The sequence below is a fragment of the Burkholderia sp. BCC0044 genome, from assembly GCF_902832955.1.
Classification (GTDB): Bacteria; Pseudomonadota; Gammaproteobacteria; order Burkholderiales; family Burkholderiaceae; genus Burkholderia.
Genome location: NZ_CADFDO010000001.1, coordinates 331,294 through 351,577, shown reverse-complemented (window position 1 = coordinate 351,577; position 20,284 = coordinate 331,294). Strand labels below are relative to the sequence as shown.

At 68.0% G+C, this 20,284-nt stretch carries 14 protein-coding genes and 2 tRNA genes; 9 read left to right on the top strand and 7 right to left on the bottom strand.

Annotation, left to right across the window (positions count from 1 at the left end; all coding sequences use genetic code 11):
* The first annotated feature begins 176 nt into the window (after positions 1–176).
* The 5 genes from HWX14_RS01570 (at position 177) to HWX14_RS01550 (ending at position 3,992) form a co-directional block, all read left to right on the top strand.
* Positions 177–1,745, top strand: coding sequence for a protein adenylyltransferase SelO (locus HWX14_RS01570; protein ID WP_175881277.1), 1,569 nt, complete (start codon positions 177–179; stop codon positions 1,743–1,745).
* 44 nt (positions 1,746–1,789) lie between these two features.
* Positions 1,790–2,221, top strand: a complete 432-nt coding sequence (gene msrB / locus HWX14_RS01565; RefSeq protein WP_069232789.1) for a peptide-methionine (R)-S-oxide reductase MsrB — start codon at positions 1,790–1,792, stop codon at positions 2,219–2,221.
* Between the two features lie 129 nt (positions 2,222–2,350).
* Positions 2,351–2,881 carry a septation protein A gene (locus HWX14_RS01560; protein ID WP_069617784.1) on the top strand — a complete coding sequence of 177 codons (531 nt, stop codon included), beginning with the start codon at positions 2,351–2,353 and terminating at the stop codon, positions 2,879–2,881.
* Between the two features lies 1 nt (position 2,882).
* The gene (locus tag HWX14_RS01555; protein ID WP_050013273.1) at positions 2,883–3,191 is read left to right on the top strand and encodes a BolA family protein; all 309 of its coding nucleotides are present in this window, start codon (positions 2,883–2,885) and stop codon (positions 3,189–3,191) included.
* An 18-nt stretch (positions 3,192–3,209) separates the two neighbouring features.
* Positions 3,210–3,992 carry a peptidylprolyl isomerase gene (locus tag HWX14_RS01550; protein WP_069617783.1) on the top strand — a complete coding sequence of 261 codons (783 nt, stop codon included), beginning with the start codon at positions 3,210–3,212 and terminating at the stop codon, positions 3,990–3,992.
* A 171-nt stretch (positions 3,993–4,163) separates the two neighbouring features.
* Here HWX14_RS01550 and HWX14_RS01545 read toward each other — a convergent pair whose 3' ends face one another.
* A complete protein-coding gene (locus tag HWX14_RS01545; protein WP_175882329.1) occupies positions 4,164–4,712 on the bottom strand; it encodes an N-acetyltransferase in 549 nt (182 codons plus the stop codon).
* A gap of 5 nt (positions 4,713–4,717) precedes the next feature.
* Positions 4,718–8,782, bottom strand: coding sequence for a phosphoribosylformylglycinamidine synthase (gene purL, locus HWX14_RS01540; RefSeq protein ID WP_175881276.1), 4,065 nt, complete (start codon positions 8,780–8,782; stop codon positions 4,718–4,720).
* Between the two features lie 330 nt (positions 8,783–9,112).
* Here purL and HWX14_RS01535 point away from each other — a divergent pair, with 330 nt between their 5' ends.
* The 3 genes from HWX14_RS01535 to pgi all read left to right on the top strand — a co-directional run bounded on the left by HWX14_RS01535 (position 9,113) and on the right by pgi (position 13,751).
* Positions 9,113–10,414 (top strand): FAD-dependent oxidoreductase, encoded by a 1,302-nt coding sequence (locus HWX14_RS01535; protein WP_175881275.1) that lies wholly within the window; start codon positions 9,113–9,115, stop codon positions 10,412–10,414.
* A 52-nt stretch (positions 10,415–10,466) separates the two neighbouring features.
* A complete protein-coding gene (locus HWX14_RS01530; protein WP_175881274.1) occupies positions 10,467–12,017 on the top strand; it encodes an NAD(P)H-hydrate dehydratase in 1,551 nt (516 codons plus the stop codon).
* A 111-nt stretch (positions 12,018–12,128) separates the two neighbouring features.
* Positions 12,129–13,751, top strand: coding sequence for a glucose-6-phosphate isomerase (gene pgi / locus HWX14_RS01525; protein ID WP_175881273.1), 1,623 nt, complete (start codon positions 12,129–12,131; stop codon positions 13,749–13,751).
* A gap of 71 nt (positions 13,752–13,822) precedes the next feature.
* On the opposite strand, the gene HWX14_RS01520 is transcribed toward pgi, so the two are convergent.
* Entirely contained in the window at positions 13,823–14,536 is a 714-nt protein-coding gene (locus HWX14_RS01520; RefSeq protein ID WP_175881272.1) for an ABC transporter ATP-binding protein, read from the bottom strand.
* Here HWX14_RS01520 and HWX14_RS01515 point away from each other — a divergent pair.
* The gene (locus HWX14_RS01515) at positions 14,535–15,203 is read left to right on the top strand and encodes an arylesterase (protein ID WP_175881271.1); all 669 of its coding nucleotides are present in this window, start codon (positions 14,535–14,537) and stop codon (positions 15,201–15,203) included. The two genes, HWX14_RS01520 and HWX14_RS01515, sit on opposite strands and share 2 nt — an antisense overlap.
* Before the next feature lie 72 nt (positions 15,204–15,275).
* Here HWX14_RS01515 and HWX14_RS01510 read toward each other — a convergent pair whose 3' ends face one another.
* The 4 genes from HWX14_RS01510 to lon all read right to left on the bottom strand — a co-directional run bounded on the left by HWX14_RS01510 (position 15,276) and on the right by lon (position 20,225).
* Positions 15,276–17,213: a SurA N-terminal domain-containing protein gene (locus tag HWX14_RS01510; RefSeq protein ID WP_175881270.1), complete on the bottom strand. Its 1,938-nt coding sequence runs from the start codon at positions 17,211–17,213 to the stop codon at positions 15,276–15,278.
* A gap of 204 nt (positions 17,214–17,417) precedes the next feature.
* A tRNA-Asp gene (locus tag HWX14_RS01505) sits at positions 17,418–17,494 on the bottom strand.
* Positions 17,495–17,517: 23 nt separating this feature from the next.
* A tRNA-Val gene (locus HWX14_RS01500) sits at positions 17,518–17,593 on the bottom strand.
* A gap of 208 nt (positions 17,594–17,801) precedes the next feature.
* A complete protein-coding gene (lon, locus tag HWX14_RS01495; RefSeq protein WP_175881269.1) occupies positions 17,802–20,225 on the bottom strand; it encodes an endopeptidase La in 2,424 nt (807 codons plus the stop codon).
* Positions 20,226–20,284: the final 59 nt, after the last annotated feature.

Sequence of the window (20,284 nt, the reverse complement as noted above, 5' to 3'; positions counted from 1 at the left end):
GTCTTGTTCTCCGTGAGGATGCGAATCGGTGACCAGCCTGGCGGCCGTTTCCATCCGGAAGCAGCCCTCGTGCGCGCCCGTCAGCGGCCCGGACGGGCGTGGCGCACGATGCGCGGGCCGCCATGCGGGCGGCGCGACGCCGCCTTACAATATCGGCTTACCCAGAGGCGCTCAACATGTCGTTTTCCCGAAGCGCAGCCGATGCGGCTGACACCCTGCCCGACCTCGCCGCGACGCTCGGCGCGCCCGCCGAGGGCGCGTTCGTCACGCTCGGCGACGCGTTTCATACGCGGCTGCCGGCCGCGCCGCTTGCCGCGCCGTACGTCGTCGGCTTTTCCGACGAAGTCGCGCAACTGCTCGACCTGCCGCCCGCGCTCGCCGCGCAGCCCGGCTTCGCCGAGCTGTTCGCCGGCAACCCGACGCGCGACTGGCCTGCGCATGCGATGCCGTACGCGTCGGTCTATTCCGGCCATCAGTTCGGCGTGTGGGCCGGCCAGCTCGGCGACGGCCGCGCGCTGACGATCGGCGAATTGCCCGGCACCGACGGCCGGCGCTACGAACTGCAGCTCAAGGGCGGCGGCCGCACGCCGTACTCGCGCATGGGCGACGGCCGCGCGGTGCTGCGCTCGTCGATCCGCGAATTCCTGTGCTCGGAAGCGATGCATCACCTCGGCATCCCGACCACGCGCGCGCTGACGGTGATCGGCTCCGACCAGCCGGTGGTGCGCGAGGAGATCGAGACGGCGGCCGTCGTCACGCGCGTGTCGGAAAGCTTCGTGCGCTTCGGCCACTTCGAGCACTTCTTCTCGAACGATCGCCCCGACCTGCTGCGCCAGCTGGCCGATCACGTGATCGACCGCTTCTATCCGGCCTGCCGCGACGCGGACGATCCGTACCTCGCGCTGCTGGAGGCCGCGACGCTGCGCACGGCCGACCTCGTCGCGCAATGGCAGGCCGTCGGCTTCTGCCATGGCGTGATGAACACCGACAACATGTCGATCCTCGGCGTGACGATCGACTACGGCCCGTTCGGCTTCGTCGATGCATTCGACGCGAACCACATCTGCAACCACTCCGATAACGGCGGCCGCTATGCGTACCGGATGCAGCCGCGCATCGCGCACTGGAACTGCTACTGCCTCGCGCAGGCGCTGCTGCCGCTGATCGGGCTGCAGCACGGCATCGCCGACGACGACGCGCGCGCCGAGCGCGCGGTGGACGACGCCCAGGCCGTGCTCGCGAAGTTTCCGGAACGCTTCGGTCCCGCGCTCGAACGCGCGATGCGCGCGAAACTCGGTCTGGAACTCGAACGCGAGGGTGACGCCGACCTCGCGAACAAGCTGCTCGAGACGATGCATGCGAGCCACGCGGATTTCACGCTGACGTTCCGCCGGCTCGCGCAGCTCTCGAAGCACGACGCGAGCCGCGACGCGCCCGTGCGCGACCTGTTCATCGACCGTGAAGCATTCGACGCATGGGCGAACCTCTACCGCGCGCGGCTGTCCGAGGAAACGCGCGACGACGCGGCGCGCGCGGTTGCAATGAACCGCGCGAACCCCAAATACGTGCTTCGCAACCATCTGGCCGAAGTTGCGATCCGGCGCGCGAAGGAAAAGGATTTTTCGGAAGTCGAGCGGCTCGCGCGGATCCTGCGCCGCCCGTTCGACGAACAACCGGAGCATGAAGCGTACGCGGCGTTGCCGCCCGACTGGGCCGGCACGCTCGAAGTGAGCTGCTCGTCCTGAGCCCGCAACCCGCGCATCTCGACCGACCGATCAGGAGAACCCCGATGTCCCACGATTCCGACGACAAGACCTTCCCGTACCAGAAGGACGACGCCGAGCTGCGCCGCCGGCTCACGCCGATGCAGTACGAGGTCACGCAGCACGCGGCGACCGAGCGCGCGTTCACCGGCGAATACACCGACACCGAGGATGCCGGCATCTACAAGTGCGTGGTGTGCAGCACGCCGCTGTTCGAATCCGGCGCCAAGTTCCACTCGGGCTGCGGCTGGCCCAGCTACTTCAAGCCGCTCAACGGCGAGGTGATCGACGAGAAGGTCGACTACTCGCACGGGATGGTGCGCGTCGAAGTGCGCTGCAACAATTGCGGCGCGCATCTGGGCCACGTATTCGAGGACGGCCCGCGCGACCAGACCGGTTTGCGGTACTGCATCAATTCGGCTGCGTTAAACTTCGAGTCCCGACCCGAAAACGAATGAGCGGCGCCGGGCGGATCTGCCGGGCGGCGAGCCCCGGGTGGGCCGCCCCGCTCCGCGACGGCGATGCCTGGCGGGTCCCTACAACGGTGACGGGCCGCGCCAGCGGCCTGTCACGCAGCTGCGAGCGCCATGAAATTCCTGTTCGATCTGTTTCCGATCATCCTGTTTTTTGTCGCCTTCAAGGTCTGGGGCATCTTTACCGCCACCGCCGTCGCGATCGTCGCGACGCTGGCCCAGGTCGCCTGGGTCGCCTTCCGGCACCGGAAGGTCGACACGATGCTGTGGGTCAGCCTCGGCGTGATCGTCGTGTTCGGCGGCGCCACCCTCGTCCTGCATGACGAGAAATTCATTCAATGGAAACCGACTGTGCTGTACTGGCTGTTTGCGATCGGGTTGCTCGCCGCGCGCTATGCGTTCAGCAAGAACCTGATCGAGAAGATGATGGGCAAGCAGCTCACGCTGCCGCACCCGGTGTGGGACAAGCTGAACGTCGCGTGGGCGCTGTTCTTCGCGGTGCTCGGCGTCGCGAACCTGTACGTGGTGCACAACTTCACCGAATCGCAATGGGTGAACTTCAAGCTGTTCGGTACGACGGGCGCGATGGTCGTGTTCATCATCCTGCAGAGCCTGTGGCTCACGAAGTACCTGAAGGACGAGTGACATGAGCGACGCCTTTCTCCACGCCTCCGCCGACGAACGCATCGCGCTGATCGAAGCGCGCCTCACCGCGTCGCTCGCGCCGCTGTCGCTCACCGTGCGCGACGACAGCGCGCAGCACGCGGGCCATGCGGGCGCGGCCGCCGGCGGCCATTTCACGGTCACGATCGTCTCATCCGCGTTCGCGGGCAAGCCGCGCGTCGCGCGGCACCGGCTGGTGTATGATGCGCTCGCTGATGCGATGCAGCGCGGCATTCACGCGCTCGCGATCGTGGCTTACACGCCCGAAGAATTCAACGAATCTTCAATCTAGTCTCATTAGGAATTCCCGATGATCCTGAAATCCCCCCGCCTGTGGGTCGCGGCGGCTGCGTTTGCAGCGGCACCGGCATTTGCCCAGAACATCGCCGTCGTCAACGGCACGCCGATTCCGAAGTCGCGCGCCGACGCGATGGTCGCGCAGCTCGTCCAGCAAGGCCAGACCGACGGCCCGCAACTGCAGCAAGCCGTGCGCCAGGAACTGGTGAACCGCGAAATCCTGATGCAGGAAGCGATCCGCGAAGGCATCCCGAACCGTCCGGACGTGAAGGCGCAAGTCGCCGTCGCGCAGCAGACCGTCGTGCTGCGCTCGATGATCGAGAGCTTCCTGAAGAAGAACCAGCCGACCGACGCCGAAGTGAAGGCGCGCTACGACGAACTCGTCAAGGGCGTGGGCGGCAACCGCGAATATCACCTGCACCACATCCTCGTCGAGAGCGAGCAGCAGGCAAAGGACCTGATCGCGAAGATCAAGGGCGGCGCGAAGTTCGAGGATCTCGCGAAGCAATACTCGAAGGATCCGGGTTCGGGCAAGAACGGCGGCGATCTCGACTGGTCGGACCCGAAGGCGTACGTGCCGGAATTCGCGGCGGCCGCGCAGAAGCTGCAGAAAGGCCAGATGACCGACACGCCGGTGAAGACGCAGTTCGGCTGGCACATCATCCGCGTCGACGACATCCGCGACATCGCGCCGCCGCCGTTCGACCAGGTGAAGGCGCAGATCGCGCAGCAGCTCGTGCAGCAGAAGCTGCAGGCGTTCGAGGAAGGTCTGCGCCAGCAGGCGAAGATCCAGTAACGCCGGCACGCGTCGTACGCGCATCGAAAGGCCGCTCTTCGGAGCGGCTTTTTCTTTTGGTGCGCACGAAACAGATGTATCGCGACGCGACGGCGGTTAACCGACGCGCAATAAAAAACCGCTCCGAAGAGCGGCTTTTCCGTGCCAGGTGCTACCCGCCCGCGGCGTTCGCTACGCGGCGGGATAGAACACGTCGTGATAACGCACGTTGCCTGACGGCAGCGGTGAGGATTCATCGAACGACAGCGCGAGGAAATACTCGGCCGGCACGCCCGGAAACACGATGTCGCCGCGCGGTTCGAACCCGAAACGCGTGTAATACGCGGGCTCGCCGAGCACCACGCAACCGCGCGCGCCGAGCCGCCGCAACGCGTCGAGCCCCGTGCGCACGAGCCCCGCGCCGATGCTCTGCCGCTGGCAATCCGGCCGCACCGCGAGCGGCGCGAGCCCGTACCACTGCTGGCTGCCGGGCGGCTCGCCGCCGATCGCGACCGGCGAGAACGCGACGTGCCCGACGATGCGCCCGTCGCGCTCCGCGACGAGCGATACGCTCAGCGCACCGTCCGCACGCAGCGTGTCGACGATCCGCTGTTCGAACTCGCCGCCCTGCGGCTCGCCCGCGAACGCCGCGCGGATCACGCGGCCGATCGCGTCGGCCTCGCTCGCCCGCTCGTCACGCAGCGTGACGACCTCGACCGGTGCGTTCGGGTCGAACATCATCCGGATCAGCCGATCCAGCGGCGCGCGTTGCGGAACACGCGCAGCCACGGGCTCGCTTCACCCCAGCCTTCCGGGTGCCAGCTCATCGTGACCGTGCGATGCACGCGCTCCATGTGCGGCATCAGCACCGAGAAGCGGCCGTCGGCCGTCGTGACCGACGTGATGCCGGCCGGCGACCCGTTCGGGTTGAACGGATAGCGTTCGGTCGCTTCGCCGCGGTGGTCGACGTAGCGCATCGCGACCGCGACGCGATCGATGTCGCCCTGCTGCGAGAAGTCCGCATAGCCTTCGCCGTGCGCGACCGCGACCGGAATCCGCGAGCCTTCCATCCCCGCGAAGAAGATCGACGGCGACTTCTCCACTTCGACGAACGAGAAGCGCGCCTCGAACTGCTCGGACTTGTTGCGCGTGAACTTCGGCCAGGCTTGCGCGCCCGGGATCATCGACGCGATGCTCGACAGCATCTGGCAGCCGTTGCAGATACCGAGTGCGAACGTATCGGGACGCGCGAAGAACGCCGAGAACATGTCGGCGAGATTCGCGTTGAAGCGGATCGTCTTCGCCCAGCCTTCGCCCGCGCCCAGCACGTCGCCGTACGAGAAGCCGCCGCACGCGACCGCGCCCGCGAAATCGGCCAGCGACGCGCGGCCCGCGAGCAGGTCGCTCATGTGCACGTCATGCGCATCGAAGCCTGCGCGGTCGAACGCGTACGCCGTTTCCAGATGCGAGTTCACGCCCTGCTCGCGCAGGATCGCGACGCGCGGCCGTGCACCCGTCGCGATGAACGGCGCGGCGATGTCGTCGGCCGGATCGAACGTCAGCACCGGCGAAATGCCCGGATCGGCCGCGTCGAGCAGCGCGTCGTATTCGGCATCCGCGCAGGCCGGGTTGTCGCGCAGGCGCGCGATGCGCCAGCTCACTTCGCTCCATGCGCGATGGAGTTCGGTGCGCGGCGCGTCGAAGATCTTCTTCGCGTCGCGGTACACCTCGATCACGTCGCGATCGTTGACCGAGCCGATCACGTGCGAGCACGTCGACAGGCCGAACTCGCGCAGCGCGCCGAGCACCGCATCGCGGTCGGACGCGCGCACCTGCACGACGGCGCCGAGTTCTTCGGAGAACAGCGCGCGCAGCGTGCGGTCGTCGCGAAGGCCGCTCGTCTGCTTCGCCCAGTCCTTCGCGTCGCCGTAGTCGGATTCGTGGTTCGGGTCGAGCGTCAGCATGTCGACGTTCAGCGACACGCCCGCATGGCCGGCGAACGCCATTTCGCACACCGTCGCCCACAGGCCGCCGTCCGAGCGGTCGTGGTACGCGAGCAGCTTGTCTTGCGCATTGAGCGACTGGATCGCGTTGAAGAAGCGCTTCAGGTCTTCCGCGTCGTCGACGTCCGGCGTCGCATTACCCACCTGCTGCGTGACCTGCGCGAAGATGCTGCCGCCCATCCGGTTCTTGCCGCGGCCGAGATCGATCGCGATCAGCACGGTGTCGCCCGCGTCGGCCACGCGGCGCAGTTGCGGCGTCAGATGACGGCGCACGTCCTCGACCGGCGCGAACGCCGAGATGATCAGCGACACCGGCGACACGACTTCCTTCGCGACGCCCTGCTCGTCCCACTTCGTCTTCATCGACAGCGAGTCCTTGCCGACCGGGATGCCGATCCCGAGCGCCGGGCACAGCTCCATGCCGATCGCCTTGACCGTGTCGAACAGCGCGGCGTCCTCGCCGGCCGTGCCGCACGCGGCCATCCAGTTCGCCGACAGCTTCAGCTTGTCGAGCGACGCGATCGGCGCGCTCGCGATGTTCGTGATCGCCTCGCCGACGGCCATGCGGCCCGAAGCCGGCGCGTCGATCACGGCGAGCGGCGTGCGCTCGGCCATCGTCATCGCCTCGCCCTTGAAGCCGGCGTAGTCGAGCGCGGTGATCGCGCAGTCGGCCACCGGCACCTGCCACGGGCCGACCATCTGGTCGCGCACCGACGTACCGCCGACCGAACGGTCGCCGATCGTGATCAGGAACGACTTGCTGCCGACCGTCGGATGCTTCAGCACGTCGAGCGCGACGGCCGACAGCGCGATGCCCGTCACGTCGACCGGCGCACGCTCGGTCGCGACGCGCGTGACGTCGCGGTGCATGCGCGGCGGCTTGCCGAGCAGCACTTCCATCGGCATGTCGACCGGGTATTCGTCGGCGCCCGTCGCTTCGTCGTCGACGAGCTTCAACTGGCGCTCGTCGGTCGCGACACCGACCACCGCGAACGGGCAGCGCTCGCGTGCGCAGATCGCCTCGAAGCGCGGCAGGTCGGCCGGCGCGATCGCCAGCACGTAGCGCTCCTGCGCCTCGTTCGACCAGATTTCGCGCGGCGACAGGCCCGATTCCTCGAGCGCGACCTTGCGCAGCTCGAAGCGGGCGCCCTTGCCCGCGCCGTCGACGATTTCGGGGAACGCGTTCGACAGGCCGCCCGCGCCGACGTCGTGGATGCTCAGGATCGGGTTTTCCGCGCCGAGCTGCCAGCAGCCGTTGATCACTTCCTGCGCGCGACGCTCGATTTCGGGGTTGCCGCGCTGCACCGAGTCGAAGTCGAGTTCGGCCGTGTTCGCACCGGTCGCCATCGAGCTCGCGGCGCCGCCGCCCATCCCGATCCGCATGCCGGGGCCGCCGATCTGGATCAGCAGCGAACCCGCCGGCACGTCGTGCTTGTGCGTGTGCTGATCCGCGATGTTGCCGAGGCCGCCCGCGATCATGATCGGCTTGTGATAGCCGTGCACCGTGCCGCCGACGTTCTGCTCGTACACGCGGAAGTAGCCGCCGAGGTTCGGACGGCCGAATTCGTTGTTGAACGCGGCGCCGCCGAGCGGGCCGTCGATCATGATCTGCAGCGGCGACGCGATGCGGTCCGGGCGGCCGTACGGGCCGTGCTGCTCGTTCGGGTTGCGCTCGGCCACCGGCTGCGCGGCGTCGCGCGCGTTTTCCCACGGCTGGCGCGCATCGGGCAGGTCGAGGTTCGACACGGTGAAGCCGGTGAGGCCGGCCTTCGGACGCGCACCGCGGCCCGTCGCGCCTTCGTCGCGGATCTCGCCGCCCGCGCCGGTCGCCGCCCCCGGGAACGGCGAGATCGCCGTCGGGTGGTTGTGCGTCTCGACCTTCATCAGCGTGTGCGTGAGCTCGGTGTGACGGCCGTAGCGTTCACCCGGCTCGCCGGCCGCACCGGCCTTGCGCGGGAACCAGCGCTCGGCTTCGGCGCCGACCATGATCGACGAGTTGTCCGAATACGCGACGATGGTGCCCTGCGGGCTCAGCTTCTCGGTGTTGCGGATCATCGCGAACAGCGACATGTCCTGCGCTTCGCCGTCGATCGTCCACTGCGCGTTGAAGATCTTGTGGCGGCAGTGTTCGCTGTTCGCCTGCGCGAACATCATCAGTTCGACGTCGGTCGGGTTGCGTTCGAGCTTGCGGAACGCGTCGACCAGGTAGTCGATCTCGTCGTCGGCGAGCGCGAGGCCCAGCTCGACGTTCGCGCGCTCCAGCGCGCCGCGGCCCACGCCCAATACGTCGACGGTCGACAGCGGCTTGGCCGGCAGTTCGTCGAACAGGTGTTTCGCGTCGTCGCGCACCGCGACCACGCTTTCGGTCATCCGGTCATGCAGCGCGGCCGCGACGGCCGCGCGCGCGTCGTCCGACAGCGCCTTCTTGCCGCCGAGCAGGCCCGACTTCAGCGTGACCGTGAATTCGACGCCGCGCTCAATGCGGCGCACCTGCGTGAGGCCGCAGTGCTGCGCGATGTCGGTCGCCTTGCTCGCCCACGGCGAAACCGTGCCGAAGCGCGGCAGCACGACGAAGGTCTCGGTCGCGCCCTTCTCGCCCGCCGGCTGGAACGGCGCGCCGTAGTGCATCAGCGCATCGATGCGCGCGCTGTCGTCGGCCGACAGCGGCTCGGCCGCATTGACGAAGTGCAGGAACTGGCCGCGCACCGCGACGATGTTGGCGTCGATTTGCCTGAGCGTGTCGAGCAGACGGGTTTGACGGAAATCGGAGAGGGCCGAAGCGCCGGGAAAACACGAGAAGTGAGCCATGGGCTGGACTGACGTCGATGAGTCGCGCGAGGTGGCGACGTGGGGCGAAAGGAAGGCCGTAATTATACCCGGAAGTCGGCCGCCCAAGACCGGCCGATCGGTAGTCCGCCTGCACCGCCACGGTGCCCGGACGCGCGGCGCGCCCGGCCGCCCGCCGGGCCGGCCTCCAAGGGCCCGCGCGCCGGCCGCCGTGGCGCGGCCGCACGGCCGATGCTCGGCCGGCGCCGGCTCGCGCACTTTTGGCGCTATCATTCCGGGTTCACCGGGCCCGGGCCCTCAGCGAATTCTCACCGGGCGGCGTGCGCGCCGCCCGTCATCGAAGCAATCCAAATGGATGTCATCGTCATCGGCGGCGGAATCAGCGGCGTCGCCACCGCCTACCAGCTGCGCGCGGCCGGCCATCGCGTGTGCGTGGTCGAACGCCACGCGACCGTCGCGCAAGGCGCGACCTACGGCGACGGCGGCGCGCTGCTGCCGAGCCCGCTCGACGTCTGGTTCGGCCCGACCTTCATGCGTCAGCGCCAGTCGCGCGACAGCGGCATCGTCTACAAGCCGGGTTTCAACGGCGGCGTGCGCCGCTTCGTCAAGCAGCTCGGCGCGCTGCGCGAGCCCGACGCGTTCGCCGCGCAGTACGCGCGGCTGCGCCCGCTGATCGACGTGTCGCGCGACACGCTCGCCGATATCGAGGCGCGCCTCGAACTCGAATACGAGCAGAAACCCGGCATCCTGCACGTCGTGCGCGATCCGCGCGACTGGGACGCGCTGCAGCCCGCGCTCGACCTGCTGCGCACGCTCGACCAGCCGTATCGCACGCTCACCGCCGACGAATGCACGGCGCTCGAACCGTCGGTGCCGGCCGAACCCGGCTTTGCCGGCGGCGTGCTGCTCGAAACCGAGCGCACCGGCAACTGCCCGCTGTTCGCGAAACTGGTCAAGCAGACGCTCGACGAGCACGGCGTGCAGTTCCGCTTCGGCGCGGACGTCGCCGCGATCCGCGTCGACAACGGCCGCGTCGCGGTCGAGCTCGCGCCGCCGGCCAACCGGCGCGCGGCGAACGCGCGCGAGGTCGACGTGATGTCCGCCGACGCGATCGTGGTCGCCGCCGGCGCCGGCAGCATCCCGCTGCTCGAACGGCTCGGCTGGCGCCTGCCGCTGCACCCGGTGCGCGTCCATACGCTCACCGCGCCGGTCGCGTACGAAGAACATGCGCCGCACCTGAGCGTCGTCGATTCGATCAAGCGGATCTCGATCACGCGCACCCACCAGCGGCTGCGCGTCGGTGGCGCCGCCGTGCTGCAGAGCCTCGCCGACACCGCGAAACCGCTCGCCGAGCCGCTGTCCGAGGCCGCGCTCGCGCTGCTCGGCCAGGCCGTCCACGACTGGGTGCCCGGCGCCGCGAAGATCTCGGCCGCGCTGTCGTGGCAAGGCATGCAACTGCTGTCGCCGGACGGCCTGCCCGTCGTCGGTCCGACCCCGCATCCGCGCGTATTCGTCAATTTCGGCCATGGTCCGGCCGGCTGGGGCCTCGCGTGCGGGTCTGCTAAAGTGGTGACCGACTATCTGGCCGGCGACGTCCAGCACTGGCCCGCCGACACGCTCGCCGCGCTGAACGCCGGCCGCTTCACGACCTGACCGCCGCGGGCCGACCCGTGGCGGCATCCTTGCCCGCCGCCACGATCCCGCGATGACCGCTACCCGCCCGCTTCCCGATTCCGATTCCGCTCCGATCGCGCTGCTGCGCGTCGCCGACCTGCGCGCCGCCGAAGCCGACGCCACCGCCGCGCTGCCGCCGCACACGCTGATGGGCCGCGCCGGCGCGGCCGCCGCGCGCTGGCTGTCCGAGCGCGTCGCCGGCGACGATCGCCCCGTCTGGTTCGCGGTCGGCCCCGGCAACAACGGCGGCGACGCGCTGGTGGCCGCCGCGCAGCTCCAGCAGCTCGGCGTCGCGACGCATGCGTGGATGCCGGTGCCGGTCAAGCCGGACGACGCGCAATGGGCGCTCGGTCTCGCGCGCTCGGCCGGCGTGCCGTTGTCGGCCACGGCGCCCGCGTCGCTGGACGGCTACGCGTGGATCGTCGACGGGCTGTTCGGCATCGGTCTCGGCCGCGCGCTCGACGGCGCGTTCGCCGAGCAGGCTGCCTGCATCGCCGCCCATGCGCGCGGCGGCGGCCGCGTGCTCGCACTCGACGTGCCGAGCGGGCTCGACAGCGACACGGGCCGGATCGTCGGCGCGGGCGTCGCCGTCGCGGCCACCCACACGCTCACCTTCATCGGCGCGAAGCCCGGCCTCTACACGGGCGACGGCCGCGATCTCGCCGGCGAGATCCACGTCGCGTCGCTCGACGTCGCGCCACCCGCCGCGCCGGCCATCGTGCTGAATGCGCCCGCGCGGTTCGCCGCGGCGCTGCCCGCGCGCGCCTTCGCGTCCCACAAGGGCACGTACGGCAGCCTCGCGGTGCTCGGCGGCGACACGGGCATGTGCGGCGCGCCGATCCTCGCCGCCCGCGCCGCGCTGTTCGCGGGCGCCGGCAAGGTGCACGTCGGCTTCCTTGGCGCGGGCGCGCCGCCGTACGACCCACCCTTCCCTGAACTGATGCTGCATCCGGCCGACACGCTCGACCTCGGCGCGATGACCGCGATCGCGGCCGGTTGCGGGCTCGGCACGCGCGAAGCCGCGGCGACGCTCGTGCGCGACGTGCTCGCGCACGACACGGCGACGCTGCTCGATGCCGACGCGCTCAACCTCGTCGCGACGCACGCGGACCTCGCGGCCGCCGTCGCCACGCGCGGCGCACGCGGCAATCCGTGCGTGCTGACGCCGCATCCGCTCGAAGCCGCGCGCCTGCTCGGCGGCGACACGGCCGCCGTGCAGCGCGATCGCGTCGCGGCCGCGCAGGCGCTCGCCGCCCGTTACGCGGCCATCGTCGTGCTGAAAGGCTCGGGCACGGTGATTGCGGCGCCCGACGGCCGCGTGACGATCAACCCGACCGGCAACGCGGCGCTCGCCACCGGCGGCACCGGCGACGTGCTCGGCGGCCTGATCGGCGCGCTGCTCGCGCAGCGGGTCGCGCCGTACGAAGCCGCACTGGCCGGCGTCTACCTGCACGGCCTCGCGGCCGACACGCTGACCGCGAACGGCACCGGTCCGGCCGGGCTCACCGCGGGCGAGCTCGCGCCGATGGTGCGCACGCTGGTCAATCGCCTTTTTTATCCGTCGCCGCGCGCCGACACGTAACGCCGCTATACTGACTGCCCCGCCGCACGGCGGGCCTTCTCGTCCGCCGGCTTTCCGATCCCGATGAGCCGGCGCGGCATTCCTCCCGATTCACGCTTCACTCGAACCGCCATGACGCTGAAATCGCTCCCCGCCTGGACTGCCCTTCAATCCCACTTCGAACAGATCCGCCACGCGCGGCTGCGCGACTGGTTCGCGCCGGAAAACGACCGCGCGCCGACCCGCGCCGAACGCTTCACGATTCCGGGCGGCGGTCTCGCGGCCGATTTCTCGAAGAACCGCATCGACGACGAAACGCTGCGCCTGCTCGTGCAGCTCGCGCGCGACGCGGGCGTCGAGGCGCGCCGCGACGCGATGTTCGCGGGCGAGATCGTCAACCCGACCGAAGGCCGCGCGGCGCTGCACACCGCGCTGCGCGCGACCGACCCGCAGGCGCCGTTCCACGCACAGGTGAGCGCCGAGCGCGCGAAGATGGCGACGTTCGCGCGCGCCGTGCGCAGCGGCACGTGGACGGGCTATACGGGCAAGCGCATCCGTCACGTGATCAACATCGGCATCGGCGGCTCGGATCTCGGGCCGAAGATGGTCGTGCACGCGCTGCACCACGTCGCGACGCCCGAAATCTCGACCCACTTCGTGTCGAACGTCGACGGCGCCGATCTCGCGCGCGTGCTCGAACAGGTCGATCCCGAGGAAACGCTCGCGATCATCGTGTCGAAGACGTTTACGACGCTCGAGACGATGACGAACGCACGCTCGCTGCGCGACTGGTTCGTCGCGCGCGGCTGCCCCGAGGATGCGCTCGCGAAGCACTTCGTCGGCGTATCGGCGAACCCGGCCGAAGTCGTGAAGTTCGGCATCGCCGCGGACAACGTGTTCGAAATGTGGGACTGGGTCGGCGGCCGCTATTCGCTGTGGTCGGCGGTCGGCCTGTCGATCATGATCGCGGTCGGCCCCGAACAGTTCGACGCGCTGCTGGCCGGCGCGAACGACATGGACCGTCATTTCCGCGAAGCGCCGCTCGAGCGCAACCTGCCGGTGCTGCTCGGCCTGATCGGCATCTGGTACCGGAATTTCTTCGGCTCGCAGAGCTATCTCGTCGCGCCGTATTCGGAAGCCCTGCACTACCTGCCGTCGTACCTGCAGCAGCTCGAAATGGAAAGCAACGGCAAATCCGCGCGCCTGGACGGCACCTTCGTCGACTACCCGACGTCGGCCGTCACGTGGGGCGAGCCGGGCACCAACGGCCAGCATGCGTTCTTCCAGATGCTGCACCAGGGGCCGACGATCGTGCCGATCGACTTCATCGCGGTGCTGACGCCCGAGCATCCGCTCGCGAGCCATCATCCGAAACTGCTCGCGAACTGCTTCGCGCAGAGCGAGGCGCTGATGCTCGGCCGCACGCTCGAGGAAGCGCGCGAGGTGGCCGGGCCCGGCAAGGAAGCGCTCGCGCCGCACCTGACGTTCCCCGGCAACCGCCCGACCACGACGCTGCTCGTCGATGCGCTGACGCCGCGCACGCTCGGCGCGCTGATCGCGCTTTACGAGCACAAGGTGCTCGTGCAGGCGACGGTGTGGGACATCAATCCGTTCGACCAGTGGGGCGTCGAGCTCGGCAAGATTCTCGGCAAGGTGGTCGAGGCCGACCTGTCGGCCGACTCGGTCGATCCGGCGAAGCACGACTCGTCGACCACGGCGCTGATCGAGCGCGCCCGCGCGGCGCTCAAGCGTTGAAGAAGCACTGACGCGACGGCGTCATGCCCGTGCCGGCCGCGCGATCCACGCCGCGCGGCCGGCACGAACCTTCACGCGTTGCGCGAAACCGCGTGCGGCGCGACGATGCGCCCGGCGTCGATGGTAACCGTCGTCGCGCAGCGGCGCGCGAGTTCGGCATCGTGCGTGACGAGCACGAGGGTCGCGCCGTGCGTGCGGTTCAGTTCGAACATCAGGTCGATGACCGCGTGGCCGGTGGCCGCGTCGAGGCTGCCGGTCGGCTCGTCGGCGAACAGGATCGCCGGGCGCGTGACGAACGCGCGTGCGAGCGCGACGCGCTGCTGCTCGCCACCCGACAGCAGCTTCGGATAATGCGCGGTGCGTTCGCCGAGACCGACCTGCACGAGCAGCGCCCGGGCGCGGTCGGCTGCGTCGCGCGCGCTGATGCCGCCCCGCAGTTCGAGCGGCAGCATTACGTTCTCGAGCGCCGTCAGGTGCGGCATCAACTGGAACGACTGGAACACGAATCCGACCGCGCCGTTGCGCAGCGCCGCGCGTTCGTCCTCGTCGAGCGGGTCGAGCGCGCGTCCGAGCAGGCGAACCGTGCCGCTCGTCGCGCTGTCCAACCCGGCGAGCAGGCCGAGCAGTGTCGATTTGCCCGACCCCGACGCGCCGACGATCGCGAGGCTGCTGCCCGGCTGCACGGCGAGCGTGATGCCGTCGAGGATCGTCAGCTCGCCCGTTGCATCGGCAACCCGCTTGCACACGTCATGGACTTCGATGATCGGATCGGTAATCTTGAACATGGACACGACATTTCGCTGGAAGAGACGCGCGGCGGCCGCCGCGCTGCTGGGCACCCTGCTGGCCGTCACCGTACCCGCACGCGCCGCGACGGCGCCCGCATCGAGCCCGCCCGTGATCGTCGTGCTCGGCGACAGCCTGTCGGCCGAATACGGCTTGCCGCGCGACACCGGCTGGGTGTCGCTGCTGCGGCAACGGCTCACGACCGAGCGAATCGATTATAGCGTCGCGAACGCCAGCGTCAGCGGCGACACCACCAGCGGCGGCCGCGCGCGGCTGCCCGCGGTGCTGCAACGGCTCAAGCCGTCGATCGTCGTCGTCGAACTCGGTTCGAACGATGCGCTGCGCGGCGTGCCGCTCGCGACGACCGAGCAGAACCTGCGCGACATCATCGCCGGCGCCCAGCGCGCGCGGGCGAAGGTCGTGCTGGTCGGCATGTACGTGCCGCCCAATTACGGCCCCGACTACACGCAGAAGTTCCATGCGGTCTATACACGGCTGTCGAAGGATCTCGGCGTGCCGCTCGTGCCGTTCCTGCTGGCCGGCATCGAGAACAAGCCCGAGATGTTCCAGGCCGACCAGATGCATCCCGCGCAGCAGGCCCAGGGCATCCTGCTCGACAACGTATGGCCGGCGCTGAAGCCGTTGCTTGGCAAGCCGCACGGCTGACCGCGGCCGCACCGGAAAACAAAAAGCCCCGCTTCGAGCGGGGCTTTTCGATGGTTGCGGGCGAAACGGTGCTCAGTTGTCGCCGTCCTGCTGCTGGCTGGCCGTCGTGCTGCCGTACAGCTTCACCTTCGAGCGATCGCGCAGCGCGGCGAGATATGCCTCGCCCTCGCTTTGCGCGTCGACCTGCGCCATCTGCTGCTGCGCGGCCGCCAGTTGCTGCGGATCGACCGCCGAACCCGCGATCACCGCGTTCACGCGGTAGATCGCATAGCCGTCCGCGCCGAGGTCGACACCGACGTAAGCCGGCAACGTCTTCGCATCGACCTTGTAGACGGCGCTCAGCGCAGCCGGCGTCAGGCCCTGCGACTGCGTGCGCGACACCTTCTGCGCGGCCGCGAAGCCGTCGGTCGACTTCGACTTCTGCAGTTCGGCCAGCTTCGCCGCACCGTCCTTCTTTGCGAGTTCCGCGGCCTGCTCCGCGATGACCTTCTGGCGCACGACGTCCTTGATCGCGTCGAGCGCGGGCACGGCAGCCGGCTTGTAGTCGGTCACGCGCGCCGAGATCAGCGTGTTGTTGCCGACGTCGATCGCCTGCGTGTTGTTCTGGTTCTTCACCGCGTCGTTCGCGAACACGGCGGCCAGGAACTTCGGATTGTTCAACGGGCTCGTCGGCGGCAGTTGCGGATTCGGCGTCGGCGCGACGGTGGCCGTCTGGATCGTCAGCTTGTACTTGTCCGCGGCCGGCTGCAGCGTCTTCGCCTTTTCATAGACGGTCGACGTGAAGCCTTCCGCGTTGTCCGAGAATGCCTTCGCTGCGTACTGCTGCTTCAGGTCGACCGCGATCTGGTCCTTCACTTCCGCGAACGGCTTGACGACCGCCGGCTTCACTTCGGTCGCCTTCAGGATGTGGAAACCGAGATCCGACTGCACGATACCGCTCACGTCGCCCTGCTTGAGCGAGAACGCGGCATCGTCGAATGCCTTGCCGCCCGCGGTCGAGCCGCGCGTGATGAAGCCGAGGTCGCCGCCCTTCGCCGCCGACGGCGCGTCCTGCGAGCTCTTCTGTGCAATTTGCGCGAATTGGTCCGGATGCGCCTTCACGTCGGCGAGCAGTTGCTCGGCCTTCGCCTTTGCTGCTGCCTTGTCGGCCGCGCTGGCGCTGCCCGGCGCGGCGATGAAGATGTGGCTCACGCGCACCTGTGCTTCGGTACGGAAGTGCGTCGGGTTGTCGTCGTAGAATTTCTTGATGTCCGCTTCGGTCGGCTGCGCGCTCGCGGCCGCCGCGGCCGGCGAATAGACGAGGTACTGGATCGTCGCGGTTTCCGGCGTCGCGAAGCTCTGCTTGTGCGCGTCGTAGTACGCGGTGAGCTGCGCGTCGGTCGGCTGGATCTTCGCCGCGAAGTCGCTCGTCTTCAGCACGAGCGCCTGCACTTCACGCTGCTGCGCGGCGAGTTCGGACAGGCGTTGCGCGAGGCTCTTCGGCGTGAACGCGCTCGACACGATGCTGGCCGGAATCTGCTGCAGCGACAGGCTGTAACGCACGCGCTCCTGGTACTGCTCGGGCGTCATCCCCTGGAACGACAGCAGTTGCGCATAGCGTTCGACGTCGATCGTGCCGTCGGGCTTCTTCAGCGACGCGATCATCGGGTCGCTCATCAGCGCGTCGCGCACGGCGTTGTCGGATGCGGTCAGGTGCAGACGTTGCGTCTCGTCGGCCAGCACACGTTGCTGGATCAGGCCGTCGAGCACCTGCTTGCGATGCTCGGGCGTGTCGAACATCTTGATGTCGAACTGCCCGCCGAGCGCCTGGCGCGCCTGGTCGATCTGCTGGCGGAACGCGCCGTCGAATTCGACCCGCGTGATCTTGTGCCCGTTGACCGCCGCGACGTTCGCACTGTCGTCGAAGAAGCCGCGGAAGCCTTGTATCCCGACGAAACCCAGCCCCGGCAACACGATCAGGAGCAGGAGCGCCATCATCAGGCGCTGGTGATTACGGAAGAAATCGAGCATGCGTGACGGGAAAATTGGACAAAACGACCGATATTACAACATACGGGGTGGGACGGGAAAAAAGCAGGCACGCTATGCGCGAACAGAACCGGAATCCGGAGGCTGCGCAAGCGGCTTCCCCCGCTCCGCAGCCACGCGCACGCTAGCGTGCGCTTTCAACGACGCAAACGAAAAAGCCCGCACGAGGCGGGCTTTTTCGTTTTCTGGCGGAGCGGACGGGACTCGAACCCGCGACCCCCGGCGTGACAGGCCGGTATTCTAACCGACTGAACTACCGCTCCTTGGTCTGGCTGAATCGTGAAACTGGTGGGTGCTGAGGGGTTCGAACCCCCGACCTACGCCTTGTAAGGGCGCCGCTCTACCAGCTGAGCTAAGCACCCGTTTCCGATTCGTTCTGACTGCGATCTGCGTTTGCGCATCAACAATCAGCGAGCCCGCAAGTTTAATTCATCCCCGATCATTTTGCCAAGTCTGGGCGTGAATTTTTTTAACGTACACCCTCGCACGATTCCGATACGCATAAAAAAACCCGCGGACTATGCCGCGGGTTTTCGTGAACGACCGTCAGCAACGACGGCGCTCAGGGTCTCAGTGCTTGACGACTTCCGTCGAGCCGGCATCCTTCGCCGCCTCGCCAACCGGCGCCGCAGCCTTCGCCTCTTCTTCCGGCGGCAGCGGCGTCGGCGAACGCTCCAGCGCGAGCTCCAGCACCTTGTCGATCCAGCGGACCGGCACGATCTCGATCGCGTTCTTCACGTTGTCCGGAATGTCCGCGAGATCCTTCACGTTCTCTTCCGGAATCAGCACGAGCTTGATGCCGCCGCGATGCGCGGCCAGCAGCTTCTCCTTCAGCCCGCCGATCGGCAGCACTTCGCCACGCAACGTGATTTCGCCCGTCATCGCGACGTCGGCCCGCACGGGGATCCCCGTCAGCACCGACACCAGCGCGGTCGTCATCGCACCGCCGGCGGACGGACCGTCCTTCGGCGTCGCGCCTTCCGGCACGTGGATGTGGATGTCCTGCTTCTCGAACGCTTCGTCCTTGATACCGAGACGACGCGAACGCGAGCGCACGACCGAACGCGCAGCCTCGACCGACTCCTTCATCACGTCGCCGAGCGAACCCGTACGGATCACGTTGCCCTTGCCCGGCATCACCGCGGCTTCGATCGTCAGCAGGTCGCCGCCGACTTCCGTCCACGCGAGGCCCGTCACCTGACCGACCTGGTTTTCCTTCGCCGCGAGGCCGAAGTCGTACTTGCGCACGCCCAGGAACGTGTCGAGGTTTTCGCCATCGACCTTGATCGCGCCCGATGCCTTCTTCAGCAGCAGCATCTTCACGACCTTGCGGCAGATCTTCGACACTTCCCGCTCGAGCGAACGCACACCGGCTTCGCGCGTGTAATAGCGGATGATGTCGCGGATCGCCTGCTCGGTGACCTCGATCTCGCCGTCCTTCAGCCCGTTGTTCTTCTTCTGCTTCGGCAGCAGGTAACGCTGGGCGATGCTGACCTTCTCGTCCTCCGTGTAGCCCGACAGACGAATCACTTCCATCCGGTCGAGCAGCGGCGGCGGGATGTTCAGCGAGTTCGACGTCGCGACGAACATCACGTCCGACAGGTCGAAGTCGACTTCGATGTAGTGGTCGGCGAACGTGTGGTTCTGTTCCGGATCGAGCACTTCGAGCAGCGCCGACGACGGATCGCCGCGGAAATCCATCCCCATCTTGTCGACTTCGTCGAGCAGGAAGAGCGGATTGCGCACGCCGACCTTCGCGAGGCTTTGCAGGATCTTGCCCGGCATCGAACCGATGTACGTACGGCGGTGGCCGCGGATCTCGGCTTCGTCACGCACGCCGCCGAGCGCCATCCGGACGAACTTGCGGTTCGTCGCACGGGCGATCGACTGGCCGAGCGAGGTCTTGCCGACGCCCGGAGGCCCGACGAGGCACAGAATCGGCGCCTTGACCTTGTCCACGCGCTGTTGCACCGCGAGATACTCGAGGATCCGTTCCTTGACCTTCTCGAGGCCGAAGTGATCCTCGTCGAGCACCTGCTCGGCGTTCGACAGGTCGTTGTTGACCTTGCTCTTCTTGCGCCACGGCAGGCCGATCAGCGTGTCGATGTAGTTGCGCACGACGGTCGCTTCCGCGGACATCGGCGACATCAGCTTCAGCTTCTTCAGCTCGGCGTCGGCCTTCTTCTTGGCTTCCTTCGGCATGCGCGCGGCATTGATGCGCTTCTCGAGTTCCTCGAGATCCGCACCTTCCTCGCCCTCGCCCAGTTCCTTCTGGATCGCCTTGACCTGTTCGTTCAGGTAGTACTCGCGCTGGCTCTTTTCCATCTGGCGCTTCACGCGCCCGCGGATGCGCTTTTCGACCTGCAGGATGTCGATCTCGGCTTCGAGCTGCGCGAGCAGGTGCTCGAGGCGCTCGATGACCGGGAACATCTCGAGGATGTGCTGCTTCTGGTCGAGCTTCAGCGGCAGGCGCTCGGCGATCATGTCGGCGAGGCGGCCCGCTTCATCGATGCCCGACAGCGACGTGAGGATCTCCGGCGGGATCTTCTTGTTCAGCTTCACGTACTGGTCGAACTGCGACACGATCGCGCGGCGCAGCGCTTCCGTTTCCGCGCTGTCGGCGTGGTCGGGTTCGAGCGGCAAGACTTCGCACGAGAACTGGGTCTCCTGCTCTTCGATCGACAACGCCTTCGCGCGCTGCAGGCCCTCGACGAGCACCTTCACGGTGCCGTCCGGCAGCTTCAGCATCTGCAGAATGTTGGCGATACAACCGACCTCGTACATGTCCTTTTCGGTCGGTTCGTCCTTGGCCGCGGTTTTCTGGGCGACGAGCATGATGTGCTTGCCGCCCTCCATCGCTGCTTCGAGGGCCTTGATCGATTTCGGCCGGCCCACGAAGAGCGGAATGACCATGTGCGGGAAAACGACGACGTCCCGCAGCGGCAGCAGCGGGAGCGTGATGCGTTCCGGCGGGAGAAGTTGGGTGCCTGACATTTCATTTCCCCATGAGTGGAATCAATTGTTCGGTAATTGAGGCCGCCACAACGAATTGC

What these genes read in the sequence shown, in the direction of transcription:
- HWX14_RS01570 (WP_175881277.1), top strand. Translation starts at nt 177, where the DNA reads ATGTCGTTTTCCCGAAGCGCAGCCGATGCGGCTGACACCCTGCCCGAC.
- msrB (WP_069232789.1), top strand. Translation starts at nt 1,790, where the DNA reads ATGTCCCACGATTCCGACGACAAGACCTTCCCGTACCAGAAGGACGAC.
- HWX14_RS01560 (WP_069617784.1), top strand. Translation starts at nt 2,351, where the DNA reads ATGAAATTCCTGTTCGATCTGTTTCCGATCATCCTGTTTTTTGTCGCC.
- HWX14_RS01555 (WP_050013273.1), top strand. Translation starts at nt 2,883, where the DNA reads ATGAGCGACGCCTTTCTCCACGCCTCCGCCGACGAACGCATCGCGCTG.
- HWX14_RS01550 (WP_069617783.1), top strand. Translation starts at nt 3,210, where the DNA reads ATGATCCTGAAATCCCCCCGCCTGTGGGTCGCGGCGGCTGCGTTTGCA.
- HWX14_RS01545 (WP_175882329.1), bottom strand. Translation starts at nt 4,712, where the DNA reads ATGATGTTCGACCCGAACGCACCGGTCGAGGTCGTCACGCTGCGTGAC.
- purL (WP_175881276.1), bottom strand. Translation starts at nt 8,782, where the DNA reads ATGGCTCACTTCTCGTGTTTTCCCGGCGCTTCGGCCCTCTCCGATTTC.
- HWX14_RS01535 (WP_175881275.1), top strand. Translation starts at nt 9,113, where the DNA reads ATGGATGTCATCGTCATCGGCGGCGGAATCAGCGGCGTCGCCACCGCC.
- HWX14_RS01530 (WP_175881274.1), top strand. Translation starts at nt 10,467, where the DNA reads ATGACCGCTACCCGCCCGCTTCCCGATTCCGATTCCGCTCCGATCGCG.
- pgi (WP_175881273.1), top strand. Translation starts at nt 12,129, where the DNA reads ATGACGCTGAAATCGCTCCCCGCCTGGACTGCCCTTCAATCCCACTTC.
- HWX14_RS01515 (WP_175881271.1), top strand. Translation starts at nt 14,535, where the DNA reads ATGGACACGACATTTCGCTGGAAGAGACGCGCGGCGGCCGCCGCGCTG.
- HWX14_RS01520 (WP_175881272.1), bottom strand. Translation starts at nt 14,536, where the DNA reads ATGTTCAAGATTACCGATCCGATCATCGAAGTCCATGACGTGTGCAAG.
- HWX14_RS01510 (WP_175881270.1), bottom strand. Translation starts at nt 17,213, where the DNA reads ATGCTCGATTTCTTCCGTAATCACCAGCGCCTGATGATGGCGCTCCTG.
- lon (WP_175881269.1), bottom strand. Translation starts at nt 20,225, where the DNA reads ATGTCAGGCACCCAACTTCTCCCGCCGGAACGCATCACGCTCCCGCTG.